General features: G+C 49.1%; 14 protein-coding genes. 2 read left to right on the top strand and 12 right to left on the bottom strand.

Features of this window, described 5'->3' with window-relative positions; all coding sequences use genetic code 11:
- Window positions 1-121: 121 nt before the first annotated feature.
- Window positions 122-3,739 (bottom strand): helicase-exonuclease AddAB subunit AddA, encoded by a 3,618-nt coding sequence (gene addA / locus KNO75_RS00360; RefSeq protein ID WP_214819225.1) that lies wholly within the window; start codon window positions 3,737-3,739, stop codon window positions 122-124.
- On the bottom strand, window positions 3,717-7,154 hold the full coding sequence (gene addB, locus KNO75_RS00355) for a helicase-exonuclease AddAB subunit AddB (protein WP_214819223.1): 3,438 nt from the start codon (window positions 7,152-7,154) through the stop codon (window positions 3,717-3,719). Before addB ends, addA begins: the two co-directional genes overlap by 23 nt.
- Window positions 7,155-7,312: 158 nt before the next feature.
- Between addB and KNO75_RS00350 the strand changes: the two genes are divergently transcribed.
- On the top strand, window positions 7,313-7,693 hold the full coding sequence (locus tag KNO75_RS00350; protein ID WP_214789676.1) for a truncated hemoglobin: 381 nt from the start codon (window positions 7,313-7,315) through the stop codon (window positions 7,691-7,693).
- Window positions 7,694-7,748: 55 nt separating this feature from the next.
- Complete coding sequence (locus KNO75_RS00345; protein ID WP_214815536.1) at window positions 7,749-8,138, top strand: hypothetical protein; 390 nt, start codon at window positions 7,749-7,751, stop codon at window positions 8,136-8,138.
- A 30-nt stretch (window positions 8,139-8,168) separates the two neighbouring features.
- Here KNO75_RS00345 and KNO75_RS00340 read toward each other — a convergent pair whose 3' ends face one another.
- From KNO75_RS00340 to KNO75_RS00295, 10 genes are all read right to left on the bottom strand, one after another.
- The gene (locus tag KNO75_RS00340) at window positions 8,169-8,579 is read right to left on the bottom strand and encodes a hypothetical protein (protein ID WP_015880958.1); all 411 of its coding nucleotides are present in this window, start codon (window positions 8,577-8,579) and stop codon (window positions 8,169-8,171) included.
- Window positions 8,580-8,706: 127 nt separating this feature from the next.
- The gene (locus KNO75_RS00335; protein ID WP_214819222.1) at window positions 8,707-11,775 is read right to left on the bottom strand and encodes an efflux RND transporter permease subunit; all 3,069 of its coding nucleotides are present in this window, start codon (window positions 11,773-11,775) and stop codon (window positions 8,707-8,709) included.
- Window positions 11,776-11,861: 86 nt separating this feature from the next.
- Window positions 11,862-12,332, bottom strand: coding sequence for a competence protein ComK (locus tag KNO75_RS00330; protein ID WP_214819220.1), 471 nt, complete (start codon window positions 12,330-12,332; stop codon window positions 11,862-11,864).
- A gap of 127 nt (window positions 12,333-12,459) precedes the next feature.
- Complete coding sequence (locus KNO75_RS00325; RefSeq protein ID WP_224860216.1) at window positions 12,460-13,800, bottom strand: sensor histidine kinase; 1,341 nt, start codon at window positions 13,798-13,800, stop codon at window positions 12,460-12,462.
- Between the two features lie 26 nt (window positions 13,801-13,826).
- Complete coding sequence (locus KNO75_RS00320) at window positions 13,827-14,489, bottom strand: response regulator transcription factor (RefSeq protein ID WP_015880954.1); 663 nt, start codon at window positions 14,487-14,489, stop codon at window positions 13,827-13,829.
- Window positions 14,490-14,800: 311 nt separating this feature from the next.
- Window positions 14,801-15,007 (bottom strand): copper chaperone CopZ, encoded by a 207-nt coding sequence (gene copZ, locus KNO75_RS00315; RefSeq protein ID WP_214789686.1) that lies wholly within the window; start codon window positions 15,005-15,007, stop codon window positions 14,801-14,803.
- Window positions 15,004-17,115 (bottom strand): heavy metal translocating P-type ATPase, encoded by a 2,112-nt coding sequence (locus KNO75_RS00310; RefSeq protein ID WP_214819218.1) that lies wholly within the window; start codon window positions 17,113-17,115, stop codon window positions 15,004-15,006. The genes copZ and KNO75_RS00310 overlap by 4 nt, the downstream gene beginning before the upstream one ends.
- A gap of 11 nt (window positions 17,116-17,126) precedes the next feature.
- Window positions 17,127-17,429: a metal-sensitive transcriptional regulator gene (locus KNO75_RS00305; RefSeq protein ID WP_214789688.1), complete on the bottom strand. Its 303-nt coding sequence runs from the start codon at window positions 17,427-17,429 to the stop codon at window positions 17,127-17,129.
- Between the two features lie 91 nt (window positions 17,430-17,520).
- A complete protein-coding gene (locus KNO75_RS00300) occupies window positions 17,521-19,068 on the bottom strand; it encodes a long-chain-fatty-acid--CoA ligase (protein ID WP_214815530.1) in 1,548 nt (515 codons plus the stop codon).
- A gap of 100 nt (window positions 19,069-19,168) precedes the next feature.
- Window positions 19,169-19,642, bottom strand: a complete 474-nt coding sequence (locus tag KNO75_RS00295) for a PTS sugar transporter subunit IIA (protein WP_214789690.1) — start codon at window positions 19,640-19,642, stop codon at window positions 19,169-19,171.
- Window positions 19,643-19,681 lie beyond the last annotated feature (39 nt).

Genomic DNA, 19,681 nt, shown 5'->3' with positions numbered 1-19,681 from the left:
ACAATTACTTATATAAAATAAATTACTCCTCCGCCTCTTACTTGTCAACGATTTAGAATGTGAAAATGCACATAACAAAAAGAGCGATGTCATATAACTGACATCGCTCTTGGCTTGCTCTTTATGAGGTGGCCACTGTGACGATTTCTTGTAAGTCGAGTGAGTAAATAAGCGTCTGCTCGACACGAATATCCCAAATCGTCTCAATCGCTTCTCGGTACAGTTGCAATTGAATCGCGTAACGATCCCGAAGCCGTTGATGTGCGTCTTCACGGGATCCGGATAAATGAACGACGGCGTCTGATTTATAGTCCAACAGGATATAAGATGTCCCATCGAAGTACAGACAGTCGATAATCCCTTGAATCAGTACGTCTTCATCGGTAAACTGCCCATCTGGGTTGACCCGTTCAGCCGGTACGGTATAGGTGAATGGCAGTTCTCGCCAAGCGGTACCCTGCTTGAGCGCCTCGGCGAGCGCCTGTCCGACGTCGGTACGGAAAAACGCCTCTACGTCAGGAATGGCGAGACGTGCCGTTTCAGCCTCGACCGGGCTAAGCATCCCTTGTCTCTCCCATTGATCGATTTGATCGACAATCGGTTGATTCGGATCAGCCATTTGGAAAATCAGATGTAACGTAGTCCCGCGTTCGGCACCGCTCTGTTTCACTTGACGCCATTTCGGCTCCCGATAAGGTGTATCGATTGGTCGAACCGGGTCTTCAAAGGCGGCTTGTTCCAGTTGCATCGCTCGTTTCAATTCCGTCACCGTTTGTTTCGCCGCCGTGCGTACGGCATCTTGAGCCGGATATGCATATGTCAATGCTTGGTGAATGGCATGAATCGTCGCTTCCTCATTTTGAATAGGGAAATCAATCGCTTCAAACTGTTGAACATGATGTAGCTGCGCCATCATCTCTTGTAGTGTCGCAACCTCCGCCAAATCAGCTTCACCAATCATACGGTACGTCCAAGAAGACGACTCATAGAATGTAGCGGCTGTAGTGAATCCGAACGATTCGATAAATGGCGAGGCACTCGGTAGACGTAAGAGTGCTGGCGCAATCCAATCCAAGTACGTTTTCGCTTCACGTCTCGCCTCACTCGCTAACAATTCTCCAGATTGTTCGACTTGTAGCCACTGTTGGAGCTGTTTGAGCGAATCCCCGACCGTTCCGACGAGAATCAATTTCTCTTTTGCCCGTGTCAACGCGACATAGAGGACACGCATCTCTTCTGCTTTCATCGTCGCGTCTAAATCTCGTCGAATCATCGCTTTCACGAACGTCTCCGCCTTTGTACGTGTCACGACATCGATTGCATCAAGTGAAATTCCATACTGCTTATGGAAAATGACTCGCTGTTTCTGATCGAGTGTATTGAACTGTTTTCCGAGCTGGGCGACGATTGTTACCGGGAACTCGAGACCTTTTGACTTATGCACAGTCATGATACGAACGACGTTTTCTTCGTCGCCGAGAGACCGCGCCTCGGATAAATCTTCCCCCGTATCTTGTAAACGGTCCATGACACGTAAAAAGCGATACAGTCCACGATAGCCGCTTCGTTCATAAGAGAGCGCGCGGTCATAGAGCGCCTTCAAATTTTCTTGGCGCCCTTTTCCACCAGGCAATCCACCGGAAAAGTCATAAAATCCAGTGTCGTTGAACAACTGTTGAATCAATTCGGATAAGCTATGATTGCGCGCATAGGTACGCCAGCGGGAAAGACGATCGAGAAAGTCTCCACACTTCACACCGAGCTCGTCATCATCATTCGCTTTCGCCTTCAGCGCCTCATAGAACGAATCTTCGGACTCGAGTCGGATTCGTGCTAGCTCACCATCATCGAATCGAAACATCGGGGAACGGAGCGCTCCGGCGAGCGGAATATCCTGAAGCGGGTTATCAATTACTTTCAAGAGAGCAAGAATCATGCGAATCTCTGTCGCTTGAAAATAACCGCCATCGGAATCCGTATAAGCTGGAATATTGTACTGAGTCAAAATGTCCATCAACTGCTCGACTCGTCCTTTTTTTGAACGGACGAGAATCACGATGTCCCGGTATTCACAGTTTCTTAGTTGGCCCGTCACTTCATCCGTCACTTTGAACGGTTCTTCCCCAGATACTAATTCTAGGATTCGAGTTGCGATGGCTCGTCCTTCGACTTCCTGTTTCGATAATTCACGACTCGCTCCGTCGACAATCATCAATTCGGGATTCGCTGGAATCGGTTCATACTCACGACCCGGAACGAGTTGAGCGGCCTCATCATAAGCGATTTCTCCGACCTCTTCGTCCATGAGCTGAACGAACAAGTCATTGATCCCATGAAGCACCTCTGCCCGACTACGGAAGTTTTGGGAGAGATCGATTCGTTTTCCCGTATCCGCCTGTTTGAAGCGTGTCGCCTTATCGATGAAGAGACCTGGCTCCGCATGACGGAACCGATAAATGGATTGCTTGATGTCTCCAACCATAAACAAGTTCCCGATTTCTTCCCGTTCATTTGCGACAAGATTGATGATGGTTTCTTGAATTTCGTTCGTATCTTGATACTCATCGACCAGTACCTCGACAAAGCGTTCTTTGTACAGAGCCGCGACATCAGACGGTCCATCTTCCTGCCGTAAGATGGCGAGCGCATAATGTTCCAAGTCGCTGAAGTCGACGAAGGCTCGGTCGCGCTTCGCTTGTTCATATGCTTTTCCGAACGCACGAACCGTTTGGACGAGCGTCTTGACGAGAGGTTGTTGCATCGAGACGCTTTCCAATAAATCCGCCCCGCTGACACGTGCCTGCTCAACAGCCGCCGTCAATTTTTTCTTCGCTTGATCATACGCCGGTTTGAGCACCTCATGATAAATCTGGTGTTCCTCTTTTTTAGGAACGGATTTCATCGTGCCAAACTTCATCGCACGTGCAGCCGTCTCGAGTTCGCTCCAGACGACGGCTTCCCCTTCTAACTGTTCTAACGGGAAAATTGCCTGACGGATGTTTTCCGACTGGGGTTCATATCCTGCAACCCGAAGCTCCGCCTCAAGCTTCCGAAGATTACGCACCGCTTTTTCGATGTCTTGCCACAACATGTGGCCAAATTCGATGAGGATGGCTTCCCGATCCGGGTCATCTCCGAACGTATACATCGAAATGAGGTTATCTAAATAGGCGTCGGGGTCCGGGAGTGTACGGGCATAATGATATAGACCGAGAATGAGGTCTTCGATTTCACTGTCCCCGCGATCTGATGTGTAAGCATCGACAAGGGCGAAGAAATCCGTATCCTGCTTCCCGTACTCTTCTTCAAGCACTTCTTCTAACACATCATCTTGTAACAACACGAGATCTCGCTCTTCCGCAATCTTGAATGCCGGATCTAAGTCCAATAAATAGTAATTTTCGCGAATCACTTCTAAACAGAACGAGTGGATGGTTGTAATGAGTGCCCGGTTCAACATTTGTCGCTGTTTCCGGACATACTCATTCGTCGGGTCGTCACGCAACGCCTCTTCCAGCGCCTTTGCGATGCGTCGCTTCATTTCTGCCGCTGCCGCGTTTGTAAATGTGACGACGAGCATACGATCTGCCGTCAATTCATCCGTTTCATCAAGCAATCGGCTAGACAACCGCTCGACGAGAACTGCTGTCTTCCCCGATCCGGCCGCAGCCGAGACGAGGACGTGACTTCCCCTCGCTTCAATTGCGGCGAACTGATCATTCGTCCATTTCACGGTCATCCCCTCCTAACTCCTGAAATACATCTTCTTTCTCTAACTTTTTCAATTTGCGAGGTTCATTCGAGAGCGCCTCGTCAAAATGGCAGACACTCTGATACGGACATGTCTGACACGGTCGCCGTTCTTTATATTCGTAAGGCTCTACGTCTATTTTTCCGTCATACATTTCCTCGGCACTCGATTTGACGACGTCAAACGCATGATCCATCAACTGTTCGAGTTGAGGCGGTGTGACGATTTTCTTCAACGTATTCGCATCAGGCGTCCCATCTTTTTTATATTTGACCGGGATGACAATCGATTTTTTCGAAGATTCTTTCGCTGAACGGTCCATCATCTCCAAAATTTCTGGGTCGTCGACCAATAACCCTTGCATCTGATAAGACTCCAACACTTTTTGTCGCGTCTCTTCATCAGAACCTGCCGGTGGTACGAGTGGGCGATGGACGTGGAAATACAGTGCCGCAGCAGGCGCCACGTTCTCTTTCGTCCATACCTCCGCCTGCTCAATCAACACTTTCAAATAAATGAGCATTTGCATCGCGAGACCGTAATAAATTTCCGCAAAATCGACTTCGCGCTTGCTCGACTTGTAATCGACGATGCGAACGTACAGCTGGTCATGAACCATTGCCGTATCGACACGGTCGATTCGACCAATGAGCTCGCACGTCGCCCCATTCGACAACGTGAATGAGACAGGTGGGAATTGCCCGCTCCCGAACGCAAGTTCAAACGCTTTCGGGTCGAAGCCGTCCCGTTTCGACTGTTCAATCAATACCTCTGCCGTTTTGCTAACGACATCCGTCAATTTTTTCTTCAAATAGGCGTATCGGTTTGAACTCATCAGAATCGCATGTTGGATTTCAGGCGTCACAAGTTCTACCGCCTGTTCCGCTAAGTTCACACATTCATCTGGCGCCACGTCCCGCCATTCTTTTCCGTCCATCTTCACCGTCTGTGACATATGTTCAATCGTTCGGTGATAGAGGTTTCCGATATCCGGTGCCTCGAGTCGATACAGCCGACGTTCTTTTAAACGCAATCCATAACTTGCAAAATGCTTGAACGGACACGCTTGGAACGTCTCGAGTCGCGAGACACTCGCCCGAATCGATGGCGTGTAAAGCGATTTGGCGACATCGTCGTCTAATGATTTCGGGATATTTTGATAAAACAAGGCGCTCGTCAACAATTGCAATCGCTCGCGACCGTCCGGATGTTTCAACAGTTCGTTATAGACGGCGAACCACATATCTTGAATCGGATAATGACGACTTAAGCGCTGAAGTTCGAGAGCCGTGACCGCTGCTGTCTGGTTCACATTCGTCAAAAAGGCGAATTGGTCACGCGGTCGGTGTTCCCCGGCTTCAGCGAAATGGGTCTTGATGACGTTTTTATGGAGACGGGCCTTTAAATCCGCAATGAAGCGCGCCGGTTGAATCGCCTTACCTGTTCTATCGACGAGGGCATAACTAATGTAGAGACGCTCACTCGGTGCCGTCACTGCTTTATATAAGTAATATGTTTCATCATCAAACAAGTGCTCGGTCGCTTTCCCAGCACGCAGACCGTTCTCATGCATGAAGTCCAAGTCGTGATCGGTCAATAGCTTGGACTGCGTCGTGACGAGAGGAATTTGATCTTCATTCGCCCCGAGCAAGAACACCACTTTCTTATCAATTAATCGACCACGGACATAGTCCGTCACCGTCAATTGATCGAGTGAAGGTGGAATGAGCGCATAACGAAGACTATCTAGACCCGTGTCCATCATCTGGAGAAACAGTTCCGTTGACAACGTCTCTTCTGGAGCTGCCGCTTCTAACTGTTCGAGTAAATGTAAGACCGCGTCCCACACTTGAGTATGTTCACGAGCTTCGAGCAACTGCGCTTCTTCAATCGCTTCGTCACGCCAATGAGTCAGACAGTCCGATACACCGATTCGTTCTAAGAAGGCATACATGGCATGCGTGTAGGCTTGCATCGTCTTCGCCTGTTTCAAATCCGACAGCAAGGGATCAAACGTTTCGATGACGCGTTCCCGGTAGCGATTCAACTCCACTTCAACATCTAGCTCTTCACTCGTCAGTCGCGCTTCTTCTCCTGTACGACGACGTAACTGCCATGCATCGTGCCAATGGTAGTGTTTGATGCCACGTTCAATGACGAACGCTTCGAGGCGGTCGACAGACGTGCGTCGGTGCGTTGGGTCGAGGACGACGAGCTCCGTCTTCAATGCCCGAAAAACAGCTTCCTCCCGATAGCTACGCAATGCGATGTCGATGGTGGCTTTCAACAATTCAACGAGCGGATGGTCAAGCATCGGCTGCCGTTCATCTAAGAAGTAGGGCAACCCCATCTTTTGTAACGCTTGTGATGCCAGGTCGCCATATTCATCGAGTGAACGCGAGATGAGCGCAATGTCTCGGTAACGATATCCTTCTTCACGCGTGAGTCGGATGACCTCGCGAACAGCCGCCTCCACCTCGACAGTCCGGTCGACGGCAGCGTGCAAGTCGACACGATTCTCCGTCCCGGTGTATGGCTCCGCCGTCATCTGGTCAAAGGTCGCCTCTAAATAACGAAGACTTGGATGTGTGTAGCGATATACGTTGTCATACGTTTTGTCGACCGATAGAAGTTGTCGTTCCGACAAGAGTTCCTTGAAGCGCATGAGCGTACGCTGTGTCGGTCCAAACAATGGATCCGGACGATACATGGATGAGGGATCAAGCGTCAACAACACATCGACGTCGACCTTTTCTGCAAGACCGACGAGGACGGCTAGTTCCTGCTCTGAAAACTCATTAAATCCGTCCACATATACATGGACTCCCGTCAAATCCGTCTCCGGTAACAGTTGCAACAGGACGTTGAAATAATCCTCCGCGTGTAGCGACTTACCTTCCGTCATCTTCAAAAACCCTTCATAGATGATGGAGAGATCCTGTAACTTTAAGGCACGATGTTGCGCTTGTTCACTTAAGCGTAATAGATGCTCCGGTTCAACAAGTCCTCGCTTCAACATGGAAATCAATTGGTTCAATTCTTCATAAAATCCGAACTGGTTCATCGTTCGACGGAACAAGGTCAGCCGCTCCTCGCTCATCTCGACGACTCTCCGTAACAACAGATGCGTCCCCGTCTGATCTAAGAATTGGTCCGTTGCCACTCCCGCATCTCGCATCATTAAGAATGCGAGACGGCGCATCGACAGCACTTGGATCCTTGTCGAGCCGCGCAGACCGTCCACTGTCGCCATCTTCTTCTCCATTTCAAACGACATTTGGTCCGGCACGATCATATAAATCGTTGGTCCGCTCGGGTTCTGTTTCAAATCCTGAATGACTTGTTCAATCATCCGTTCACTTTTCCCCGTTCCCGATCGACCAACGTGAAAGGTTACTGTCATTTTAGCGAACACTCCTTCCCTTTTTTCTTCATTATGAACCATCTCCCTTCATTTGTAGAGGGAAACCTCCTCTTCACCCCACCAAAAAAAGTTATAGCCTGCATCGTTCCCATTTTTGTTCAAAATCGATTAGACTGAACGTATGAGGGGGAATGAATGTGAGTGCCTATGAACAATTTGGAGGCGAAAGCGGCGTTCAACAACTTGTTGACGCGTTTTATGACCTCGTCTATGCCGACCCGATTTTACTACCGCTATTTCCGGCAGACAAAGATCGGGTGAAACAACATCAATTTGAATTTCTAACCCAGTTGCTAGGTGGTCCAAAGTTATATTCGGAACGTCGCGGTGGCGGGAATTTAGCGATGATTCATCATGAGCATCCGATTTCTGAGACACATGCCGGGCATTGGCTCGGATGCATGGAGCAAGCGCTCAAGACGGTCGATGCGCCGGAATCAATCAAACGCCAACTCTTCCAGCGACTAATCATGTCGTCCTCGAATGTTGTCCGCGTTTGCTCGCATCATTTTGAGTAGTCACAACTATAAAAAGTGGGTATGATAGGAAAGTAAGTAAAGGAGGTCGTTTCACATGACAGAAGAAGAAAAAAAAGAAGTCGTCTCATCTGAGGAAGAGGGGACGGAAGAAAAAGAAGAAACGGTAGTCCTCGCCGACGCGCTTGATGAAGCTAACCAAGCAGCTGAAGCAGAAGAAGATGAGGACGATGATGAGGATCAGCCGGAAGAGAAGAACATGGATCACATCAAAGGCGTCTTCAACTACGACCATGAAAATGGCCGTGAGTATCGTGTCGTCTTTTACAACGATCGCAAAAACTTAGTGTTCCGTGAACTTGGAAACGGCAAAGTCGAATTTGTCGGACGCTTCACGGACGATGCATACGACGAAGAAAATGAGGCAGAAATGCGTGAACTCGGGCAACGTGAACTCGAGCGCATCCTCGCTGAACGTTTCAAATAAAAAAATCGCCGAATTTTTCGGCGATTTTTTTTAGTTCTTCTTATTTCGTTTCTTTTTACGAAGTGCATACGCCACACCGGCAATCCCACCGACGACAGCAAGTCCAGCGACGACTGGGACGAGCACACGCTTCGTTGGAATCATCTCTTTCACACGCTCATAAGGCGTTGGTGTCGAGAACTCTAATTGTACGGCTGTATCACCGTGTCCATGCGCCCGCGCCTTACGTGACGCATCTGTGACGACCACACGCCCCGTCGTCCAGCGACGATTGCCGTACTCGTCTACGTACGGACGACGTACACGTTTCACGTCGCGCACCATCTTCCCACGCGCACGATCCGGTCGAACGACACGCTCACTGGACCAAGAGCGGCTTCCTGTCACACTATACGCAGGTCGTACTTTCCTACGATTGAGCCAAGTATATGAATCGTTCATCTTCAATTCCCTCCCATACTGTTCAAAACCTCTCTTCTAATTATACCCATACAACATCACCCAAAACATGTGACAAATGGTCCAAAAAAAGGTGTGACACCATTTAGGCGTCACACCTTCTCAAGATTCATTCTGTAAATGGTTTGTCCTTATGACGACGTTTCGCCAAAATCAGGTAATACGCCGGCACAAGCACGAGAGTCAACACAGTCGAGAATAGAATACCCGACACGATTCCGATCGCAAGCGGTTTGAAGAGCGGATCTTCTCCAAGTGCGACTGGTAAAAGGGCAACGACTGCCGTGAGCGCTGTCAAGAGAATCGGACGAATCCGAGCCCGTCCGGCCTCATATACAGCGGTTGTGACCGGTAATCCTTCACGAATGCGTTGTTCGATAAACTCGAACAGAACGACTGCGTTCCGAACGACGATTCCCGCAAGCGATACCATCCCCATTGATGCCATGAAACTGAACGGCGTCTGTGTCACGAACAATCCGACGACCGCTCCAGCAATCGCAAGGTAAATCGTGAATAACACGAGAAGTGGTAGCGACAATGAGTTGAATTGGAATGCGATGATCAAGTAAATCAAGAACAAGACGACGACGAACAATGTCGCAAGCTCTAAGAAGAACTCGTTTTGTGTGTCGCTCGCGCCAGTCTGGTCGAACGTAATTCCTTCATCCTCTAACCCAGACTTCGCATCTTCCAACACTTGCTCAACATCTTGCTTGAACGCATCTTCGTCCATGCCCTCACTCGCATAAATTTGGAGTGTGACCGAACGCTCCCCGTTTTCACGAGGGATTTGTTGGATTTGTTCCGTTGTCGTCTCCGTCACAAACGTGCTGAGTGGTGCAACAGGTGGGCCTGCTTCCGTTTCGACAGGAACTAAAATGTCATCAAGGGCAAGTGCTTCGCGATTCGCTTCCGCATCGATGACAATTTTCACGTCACGCTGTTCTACCCCGTCATCGAATGTACCGATTGGAATACCGTCTGTGACGAGTCGAATTTGATCACTAATGGCTTTCGCCGTCACGCCCGCTTGTGCCATCTCCTCACGATTCAACTCGTATGTGAGGGTTTGGAACGGTTCTTTGATGTTATCGAGGACGATTGCGCCATCGATTTCTTCCAAGTCTGCTTTCACTTGGTCACGTGCAGCGACGAGCTGATCAATCGTTTCGCTACGCATCGTGAACTCGACAGGAGCCGATGCCGGCGGTCCTTGTTGTTGCGTATCTAAGAAGATTTCGGCGTCTGGATAATCTTCACGCAACACGTTCGTGTATTTATCGATCAACTCGATGGCATCGATTTCTTCATTGTCGACACGAACGACGACTTGCCCTGTGTTTTCACCAGATTGATCGAGTCCACCCGTGAATAATCCAGGAAGTCCACCACCAGCAAAGATCGATGTTTCAACGACCCCTTCTTCTTCTTGGAATCTTGCTTCGATTTCTTCAAGTCGTGCTTCCGTCTCTTCTAAATCCGTCTGTACAGGTAACGTCACACTCGTCACGACTTCCGGACGGTTCGCCGCCGGGAAGAACTCAAACGGCGTGAGAAGAATCAAACCATATAGCGCTGTAGTGATGACGAAACCGACAATCCCGAACGTCCATGGACGTTTCGCGACGCTTGGCAAGAGACGGTCGGCATAGAAGTTGCTGAGACGATTGAGCGGTCCACCGAGCCAACCTGGTTCACGCTTCGATACTTTCACTTCTTTTCGGTTCAAGCGATACTGTGCGATCGGCACGAGCGTCAAACTGATGACCATCGATGCCAAAACTGAGAGCGCGAGCACCGTCGGTAAGGCACGGATGAAGTTTCCGTTCGCTCCAGAGAGCAAAGTGAGCGGAAGGAAGGCGAAGACGACCGCGAGTGTCGACGTGACAATCGAGCCCCATACTTCCTTCGTTCCACGAACTGCTCCGAGCATCGCAGAATCACCGCTACGGTACCGTCGTAAAATATTGTCGTTGACGACAATCGCGTCATCGACCAAAATCCCCAGGGCGATGATCGCTCCGATAATCGAGATTTGGTTCAAGTCGACCCCGGTGAACTGTAACGGGATTAAGGCAATCAAGAATGACAATGGGATTGCCAAACTGACGATGATTGAACCAGAGAACGTGAGACCAATCGTTGTCACAGCAATGACGGCGATGATCGCGATAATGAATTCACGCGTCAGTGATGAGAAGATTGCATCGACTGCTTTCGCCTGTTCATAATACGGGACGAGCTCAAACCCGTCTAAATCTCCAAGACCGTCTTCCACTACCTCATTGACACGGTCTTGCATCGTCGGGATATCCAAGCCTGATTCAATCGGTACAGTGATGGAAACTGCTGGTTTTCCGTCTAATGAAACGAGATCCGTCTCACTTTTCGCCGTCTCTTCGACCGTTCCGACATCTTCTAACAAGACGGGCTCTCCGTTAAATGAACCGACGATGACTTGCTCCATATCGTTTACATTCGTCAAGTTGTCGATTGCTAGTTGATAGATGCCTTCATCGGTCGATTGGCGACCGAGCGGTGTCGTTTTGTACTCTTCGTTGATGGCCGTCAACACATCAGGGAAGGCGAGCTGCCTTGCACCTAGTTGTTCGGAGTCGAGCGAGACGACATATTCCTGCTCCGGTAACCCTTTGACGGTGACTCCAGTCACACCATCCGTTCGCAGAAGGTTTGATTCTAATTGTTCAATATCTGCACGAACGTCCTCGAATGATTCACGGTCATCTGCTGTCAATAAGTACGATGCGACAGGTAATTGACCGAGTGAATCATTGACTGTCGGTGCGAGTGCGTTTTCCGGAAGCTTTGGTGTCGCATCAGACAAAGCTTGGCGTACGTTCGCCTGAAATTCTGCCTGATCGGTTCCATCTGCATACTCGACCGTAATATTCGAGAACTCTGAAGCCGAAATCGACGTCACGTTCTCTACTCCTTCTAGACTGCGTAGTTCTTCTTCTAACACGCCGGTAACACTTCGTTCAACCGTTTCTGCAGTTGCACCAGGATACGGTGTTTGAACGAGCACGATATTGATTCCTGTCTCTGGAATCTCACGCTTAGGGAGCTGAAAGAACGTCAGCACACCTACTACGATTGCCACGAGAAGAAACACGATGACCAGTTTCCCTCGTTCAATCATTTTCTCAAAAAACATAAAAACCCCTCGCTTTCGGAAGATGTGCAAATACACATATGATATCTCTTCTTCATCATAGAGGGGTTTCACAGTGAATTCAATCCTTAAGCGTGTTGCAATGTGCTGTCATGGAAACGTTTTTGAAAAGCGTATGATAATTCGATTGACCGTTGTTTTTGCCTTGCCACTGTATGATCGGATACATGAACCTTGACCGACTCACCTGTCAAAAATTGAATAAGCGTCTGTTTTCCGTCTTTCTTGATTGCTGTCACATGTTGAAAGTTGATCCACGCACAGTCTGGACTCTCCTTTGCAATCGTCGGAAAGAAGACCGCGTCAGCATGCCAATCCATCACGACAGGTGTCTTCCGATGTGGACCGAGGACATGACGAGCGGCTTCAATTCTGCCTTGAATGCTCGATCCATAGTACAAACACGCATGTTCCAACAGATCGATGGGTGATCCTTTCATCCGGGTCACGCCTTCCGGCTGATACACGAGTGTCTCCGCTTCGCCAAACTCATTAAATACAGGAATTAAAGCTCTCGTTTCATTGGTCAATCTACTCATCTTTTCATCCCCCATAACGTATGTAATGACTTACATGTCATTCATACCAGGATTCCATACGCCCCGCAAATCGACTTTTTAACATTTCCCATAAAAAAACCAGCCGTTTTCTGGCTGGTTTTGAAAATCAAGCGTTAGATTTTAAAGCATGGTTCGGTTTGAGTCGCGGAAAATAAAATCGTACCGCAGTTCCGTCTCCTGTATTTCGAAGGGAGACTTCCCCTGTGTGAAGTGTCACAATTCGTTGGACGATAAATAAGCCGAGTCCGAACTTCCCTTGTTTGCCACGAGAGAACTGATGGAATAAGTCGAGGCTCTCATCAACCGGCGGTCCATCATTAAAGATGATGATTTCTACGCCAGACTCGTCCCGATTCAAGTCAATCCGAATACAAGTCTCCGCATAGCGTAGCGCGTTGTCGAGAACGTTCTCGAATGCGACCCGAATCTGTTCCCCGTCCCCGAGCATCTCTCCGCCTTCACCATTAATTTCCCAATCAAGCTGTCCTCTCAGTTTGAAACGCGCCACAAGAAGCTCCATCAATTTATCGAGATTGATCGGTTCAAGTTTCATCTCTTGCCCTTTGAAATATTCGAGCTTCGTCACATATAGCAAATCGACGACTTTCTTTTCGAGTCGAGATGCTTCTTCGTCAATGACCTCAGAAGAACCTTTCAAGTCCCCTGTCGGATAAATGCCATCCCCAATCGATTGGGCATATCCACGGATGACCATGATCGGTGTTTTCAAATCATGCGAAATGTTTTGAAGCAATGCCTGCTGTGCCAAATCCTGTTCTTTCAATTCTTTGCGCATGGCATCGATCGAGTGGGCCAGTTGCCCGAGCTCATCCTGACGATCCAATGGAAGTGCCGTCTCCCATTGACGATTTGAAATCTTCTCGACCGCCCGTTCCATCTCGACGATCGGCTTCGTCAATTGGCGAGACATGAGCAGTGCTGGGATGAGTGACAACAGGCTGATCACCCCAATGAGGATCGAGATGCGCCAATACAATGTTGATACCAACTCACGTCGGTACGCATCCCACGCATAGGAAGCTTGATATACGATTGTGCCGTCATATTCATTTTGACGAATGATGTAATAGACGTCTTCCCCATCAATCGTTGTCTGATATCGCTCGACTTGACCACTTTGGTTCAACGCTTCCTGATACATCCGGTTCGTCAATTCAAGTGGAGCCGATCCGTAGATGATTCGTCCATTCGGAAGAAAAATCAATTGGTTGACCGAACGTGACTCTTGCTGGCGCCGGTCATATTCAATCGGATTTTGCGGATAATTCTCTAACTCGTTCGTATTGCCCAAATAGTAGTCTACATCTCGTAGCGTCTCGTACACTTGTTCATCGATGAACTGGGTGATCGAAGAGCGAATCGTGATCAAAATCATAAGCGCGAGCGTCACGATGATGAGCAGGATGAGCACCCAAATCTTCCACATGAGACGCTTCGGTTTAAGTGCGTTCATCATGGTCTGACGAGACGGTAACCGATACCGTAAAGCGTTTCGAGCTCAAGCCGATGCAATTTCTTACGCACGCGGCGCACCAAATCATCGACGACACGGTCCGAACCGAAATAATCATTCCCCCATACCCCTTCGAGAATCTGTTCACGCGACAAGGCGGAACCAGGGTGTTCTAAGAAGAGAAGGAGTAAATCGAACTCTTTCGATGTCAAATCAATCTCTTCATCCCCGTGTTTGATGAGACGCTTGTCCGGATAAATCGTATACTCTCCGTACTCGATATGTTCGTTTGATTTCGATCCGTAGACACGGTCAATCAGCTTTTTGACGCGAATGACGAGTTCTCTCGGGAGAAATGGTTTGGCAATGTAGTCATCCGATCCCATCTCAAGACCAATGATTTTATCGATATCCTCATCCCGAGCTGAGATGAAAATCGTTGGCGTATTCGCATTGACGGCCTTAATTTGTTTTAACAATTGAAATCCGTCTAAGTCCGGCAGCATGATATCGAGCACCCATAAGTCTGGCTGGTCCGGAATGGCTTCTTGTGCGGATGTCCCGTCCGCAAATGAACGAACGTTGTATCCTTCCTGTTCTAGATACGTGACGAGCATTTTATTCAAGTTTGCTTCATCGTCGACTAAGTAGATTGTATACATTCAAGTCACCTCAACACGTTTTTTCTCATCATATCAAACAATTGTCGTGAAATGATGGGAAAGGTTTAGAGTCAAAGAAAAAGAAGGCAACGAAATTCGCACCTTCTTTAACGTACTGAATTTGTTCGTAACTGTTGCGTCAAAAACGCCGCGCCCCCACTAATCAACGCCAACACTCCACTGATCATGATGATTTCCATGATGTTCGCCTCCCGTTGATACCGATTCTCATTATCAACTTAAATATAGCATACATCCAGTTCATTGAATACAACAAAAAAAGTCCCGATTTGACTCGGGACTTCTCATCATTATGCTTTTACGTCGTATCCTTGTTCTTCGACTGCTTCTACCATCGCTTCGCGCGTGACAGAGTCTTGGTGAATCACGTCGACCCGATGCTCTTGGAGAGATACGGTCGCTGATTCGACACCGTTCAATTCATTCAATGCTCCCTCTACTGCAGCTTTACAGTGATTGCATGTCATACCTTCTACTGTTAACGTTGTTTCTTTCATGATGATGATCCTCCTTGTGTTTTTAATCGTAATGCGTTCAAGACGACAGAAACCGAACTGAACGCCATCGCCGCACCCGCGATCCATGGGGCAAGCAGTCCCGCTGCTGCGACCGGTATGCCAAGACTATTGTAAGCGAGGGCCCAAAACAAGTTTTGACGAATGTTTTTCATCGTCAAGCGGCTCATATTCATCGCCCGACTCACACCTTCAATGTCTTGCCCTACAATTGTAACATCCGCCGCCTCGAGTGCGACATCTGTACCACTTCCGAATGCGATCCCGACGTCTGCTACCGCAAGGGCGGGTGCATCGTTCATGCCATCCCCTACCATCGCGACACGACCTGATTTCTTCAAGCGTTCGATTTGGTCCGCCTTCTCGACAGGGAGTACCTCGGCAATGACTTGGCGATGCGGAATTCCGAGTTCATCGGCAATCGCATAGGCAACCTCTTTCCGGTCACCGGTCAAGACATACACCTCGCGTGTTTGACTAAGTGTCTGCACAACATCTCGACTTTTCGGCTTCAATTGATCTTGTAGTCCGAACGCCGCGACAATCCCGCTCTCATCTGCGACGTAGACCGGGGTCATCGCTCGCATCGACCAATCCGGTAAATCGAATCCGAGTTCTTCCATCATTCGAACAGAACCGATGATGAGCTCTTCTCCATCGACGATCGCTTTGACACCACGTCCCGCCAGCTCTTCTACTTTGGTTACGACACCGTCACCGGGTTCACGACCGATCGCTGCAGCCAACGGGTGTGTCGATTGACGTTCTGCCATAACAGCACGTCGGAGCGACGCTTCATCTCCAAACGTTTCCACCACTTCAGGCGTACCGTTCGTCAACGTTCCTGTCTTATCGAAGACAACGATATTCGCTTCATTGAGCGATTCGAGTTGACCGCCACCTTTGAACAAGACACCTTGCTCTGCCGCTCGTCCGGTTCCGACCATGATTGATGTCGGTGTCGCCAAACCAAGCGCACATGGACAAGCGATGACGAGTACCGCAATCGATGCACGAATGGCCGTATCGATATCATTCAAGAGGAACGCCCAGACAGCGAAGGTGACGGCACTGATGGCTACGACGATCGGTACGAACACGCCAGAGATGCGGTCGGCCTGCCGTTGAATCGGCGCCTTATCCGTTTGTGCTTGTTCGACGACACGTACGATTTGAGCGAGCATCGTCTCTTTCCCGACACGTTCTGCCCGCATGAGGATTCGGTGGGATTGGTTGATCGTTCCCCCAACGACCTCGGCATCTACCGCCTTCTCTGAAGGAATCGATTCACCGGTCAACATGGATTCATCGATGACCGTCTCCCCTTCGATAATTCGTCCGTCCACCGGAATCTTCTCACCCGGACGTACAACGAGAACGTCTCCCGCTTTGACAAGTTCGACGGCGACAGACCGTTCTTCTCCGTCGACAAAGAGAATCGCTTCCTTCGCTTGAAGGGATAACAGCGACTTCAATGCATCAGTCGTCTTCTCTTTCGCTCGGCCCTCTAGCCATTTTCCGAGCAACACAAGCGTGATGAGAACGGCGCTCGTTTCAAAGTAGAGATGTGGATTCATCGGGTGCACAATCATTTCAAAGATGGAGTAAAAGTATGCGGCTGACGTTCCAGTCGCGACGAGTACATCCATATTCGCCGAGCCACTCTTCAAGCTCTTATATGCCCCTTGATAGAACTGCGCCCCAATCCAAAACTGGACGGGCGTCGCCAGAGCGAATTGCCACCACGGATTCATCAGCCATGGTGCATGAAATCCGAGTCCTGGGATGTGTGTCAGCATGACGAGGAGTAACGGCGCCGACAACAAGGCAGAGATGATGACTTTCCGTTGTAATGGACGCAAATCATGCGGTAGTGCCATCTCCACTTTCGGTTCAGCTCCGTATCCGATCTTCTCGATTCGGGCGATTAGCTCTTCTTCTGTGATCCCTTCATCGACACGGATTGTTGCCGTCTCGAGCGGAAGGTTGACGGTCGCTTCGACTCCGTCCATCTTGTTCAACACTTTTTCGATTCGTGCCGAACAAGCCGCACAGGTCATTCCTTGTATGGATAACTCAACGGTTTTCATGACATCCCTCCTTATTTTTTGATGCGGCTGACAATCGTCATCAATTCATCAATGTAAGGTTCCATGTCCTCCGTCTCACTCGCGTGAACCAAACACTTGCGCATATGACGCTCTAACAGTTGCATCTCGACTTGCTTCAGCGCAGCTTGAATAGCCGACGTCTGCGTCAAAATATCGACACAGTATCGGTCGTTCTCGACCATCTTTTGAATTCCCCGGACTTGTCCTTCGATTCGTTTAAGACGCTTTCCGAGTGCTTCCCGCTCAGCATCATCACGCGGAACGAGTGGTTGTTCATGCAAAAATTCATCCATGTTGATCACCTCACCTTCAATATACCCCTACCCCGTAATAGTGTCAAATGAAATGATAAAAAAGGGACGACTCGTAGTCGCCCCCCTTTACTCAACTATTTTGAAACGCTTCGCTTTTTAAGACCGTACGTAAAATCTTACCTGTCGTATTTCGCGGAAGCTCTTCGATGATCTCAATATAAGTTGGTTGCTTATATTTCGCCAACTTCGTTTGTGTGTATGCACGAATGTCCTCTTTCGTCACATTTTCATGTTTCGTGACGACGAACGCTTTCACCGCTTCCCCTTGTTCGGCATCCGGCACACCGATTACTGCCGCTTCCACGATGTCAGGGTGTTGGTAAAGAACTTCTTCTACCTCACGAGGGTATACGTTATAACCTCCGACGATGACCATATCCTTTTTCCGGTCGACGATATAGAAATAACCGTCCTCGTCACGTCTCGCCAAATCTCCCGTATAGAGCCATCCGTCACGGAGCGTCATCATCGTCTCTTCCGGCAACTTGTAATATCCTTTCATGACGTTCGGTCCGCGTACAATCAATTCTCCGACTTCCCCGACGCCGACTTCTTCCCCAAGCTCGTCGACGACTTTGTTTTCGACGTGAACGATTGAAGGACCGATTGACCCAGCTTTTCGCTCACCGTGGAGCGGATTGAAACAAGTGACCGGTGACGCCTCAGAAAGTCCATATCCTTCGAGAATCTTACATTCGAACATCTGCTCAAACGACTCGAGCAATTGGACCGGTAAACTCGCCCCTCCTGAGACGAACACGCGTACATGTTTCAACGCTGACGTATAAGCCGGTACTTTCATCGCCGTCTGCAGCAAGAAGTTGTACATCGTCGGTACCCCGGCGAATAATGTCACACGATGCTTCGGTACCAAGTCGAACACGTCTTGTGGCGAGAATTTCGGCAAGATGACAATCGTCGCACCACGAAGGAGCGGCGCATTGACGATGACCGTCAAACAGAACACGTGGAACATCGGCAATGCCGCCAGCGCCTTATCTTCTGGCGTGATATCCAAATATTCCCCGATGGAGTGCGCATTCGAGAACAAGTTTCGATGGGTCAATAAAGCGCCTTTCGGTTTTCCGGTCGTCCCACTCGTATAGAGGATAACAGCAACCTCTTCCTCGTCTACTTCGACGAACGTCCCCTCTGCTTCTGCGAACGCTTCCGCGAACGGAATAAACTCAATTTCGCCTTCCCGTTTCAATGCCGGTACATCGGCATATGGGACCGAGATGACGAGTTTTAGTTGTGGCAACTTCGAAAGTGCCGCCTCCGCCTGTGCGACAAGCGGTGACAATCCAACTATCCCTTTTACGTCTCCATCAAGCAGAATGTACGCCATTTCATCAGGCGTGTATGTAGGGTTGATCGGAATGACGACCCCTCCACGTGACAACACAGCGAAGTACGCAATCAAGAACGCAGGGCTATTGCCAAGAACGAGAGCGACATGGTCGCCTTGTCCAATCCCCTTTTGTTCAAGCGTCGATGCCATCGCCTTGACTTGCCCATAAAACTGTCCGTAACTCACCGTGTCTTCCCCAAACACGTACGCTGCTTTTTGCGGGTGAGCAGCCACTACTTCCTGCAGTGACTTGACTAAGTTTGCCATGGTAATCCCCCTTTAAATGAATGATGATTCACTTTTGAGCCATAAAAAAGAGCACGTTGTCCGCGCCCTTTTCAATTACTTCTATTGTACATGAAATGCTTCAATAAGAAAACGCTTCCAAAAAGTTCGTCTGTAAGTGATACAATCCCGTTCGACTTTGAACATGCACGAGCGCTTGAAGCGACTCGTCGTCCATAAGTAAATCATCAATCAATTTATGGTACGCCTGTTTTTTTGGTTCCGTCGTAGCTGTAATCAATAAGATTGCCTTCGCGTGAATCATTTCACCCGTGATCGTCTTCACCTCACACGGATGTAACAAGTGAAGGAGTGATATGCCGTCTCGTTTTGAGATGGAGACCGGAACATCGATGACAGCCACCGGAACGGCCACGTCACTCACTCCAGACGGAATAATCGTCTCTTGATCCAGAATCACTCGTATAAATGAAGAATCGACGATCTCTTTACGTTCCAACTCTAGTCCTACCGCCATGACAGCCCGTTCAAACGTCGCTTGTTCCGTCACCCACATACGACTTGCATCCATCCATTCACTGAGCCTCCGATACATCGTTACTCCTCCTATTTTGATCAGCCTCCACGAAAGCGC

The organism is Exiguobacterium sp. s35, assembly GCF_018617535.1.
Lineage (GTDB): Bacteria > Bacillota > Bacilli > Exiguobacteriales > Exiguobacteriaceae > Exiguobacterium > Exiguobacterium aestuarii.
This window is presented reverse-complemented; position numbering and strand designations above follow the sequence as displayed.

Bases quoted from the DNA above. Each gene is read 5' to 3' on its own strand.
- copZ (WP_214789686.1), bottom strand. From the start codon at position 15,007: ATGAAAGAAACAACGTTAACAGTAGAAGGTATGACATGCAATCACTGT.
- KNO75_RS00325 (WP_224860216.1), bottom strand. From the start codon at position 13,800: ATGTGGAAGATTTGGGTGCTCATCCTGCTCATCATCGTGACGCTCGCG.
- KNO75_RS00300 (WP_214815530.1), bottom strand. From the start codon at position 19,068: ATGGCAAACTTAGTCAAGTCACTGCAGGAAGTAGTGGCTGCTCACCCG.
- KNO75_RS00330 (WP_214819220.1), bottom strand. From the start codon at position 12,332: ATGAGTAGATTGACCAATGAAACGAGAGCTTTAATTCCTGTATTTAAT.
- KNO75_RS00345 (WP_214815536.1), top strand. From the start codon at position 7,749: ATGACAGAAGAAGAAAAAAAAGAAGTCGTCTCATCTGAGGAAGAGGGG.
- addB (WP_214819223.1), bottom strand. From the start codon at position 7,154: ATGACAGTAACCTTTCACGTTGGTCGATCGGGAACGGGGAAAAGTGAA.
- KNO75_RS00295 (WP_214789690.1), bottom strand. From the start codon at position 19,642: ATGTATCGGAGGCTCAGTGAATGGATGGATGCAAGTCGTATGTGGGTG.
- addA (WP_214819225.1), bottom strand. From the start codon at position 3,739: ATGACCGTGAAATGGACGAATGATCAGTTCGCCGCAATTGAAGCGAGG.
- KNO75_RS00320 (WP_015880954.1), bottom strand. From the start codon at position 14,489: ATGTATACAATCTACTTAGTCGACGATGAAGCAAACTTGAATAAAATG.
- KNO75_RS00310 (WP_214819218.1), bottom strand. From the start codon at position 17,115: ATGAAAACCGTTGAGTTATCCATACAAGGAATGACCTGTGCGGCTTGT.
- KNO75_RS00305 (WP_214789688.1), bottom strand. From the start codon at position 17,429: ATGGATGAATTTTTGCATGAACAACCACTCGTTCCGCGTGATGATGCT.
- KNO75_RS00340 (WP_015880958.1), bottom strand. From the start codon at position 8,579: ATGAACGATTCATATACTTGGCTCAATCGTAGGAAAGTACGACCTGCG.
- KNO75_RS00335 (WP_214819222.1), bottom strand. From the start codon at position 11,775: ATGTTTTTTGAGAAAATGATTGAACGAGGGAAACTGGTCATCGTGTTT.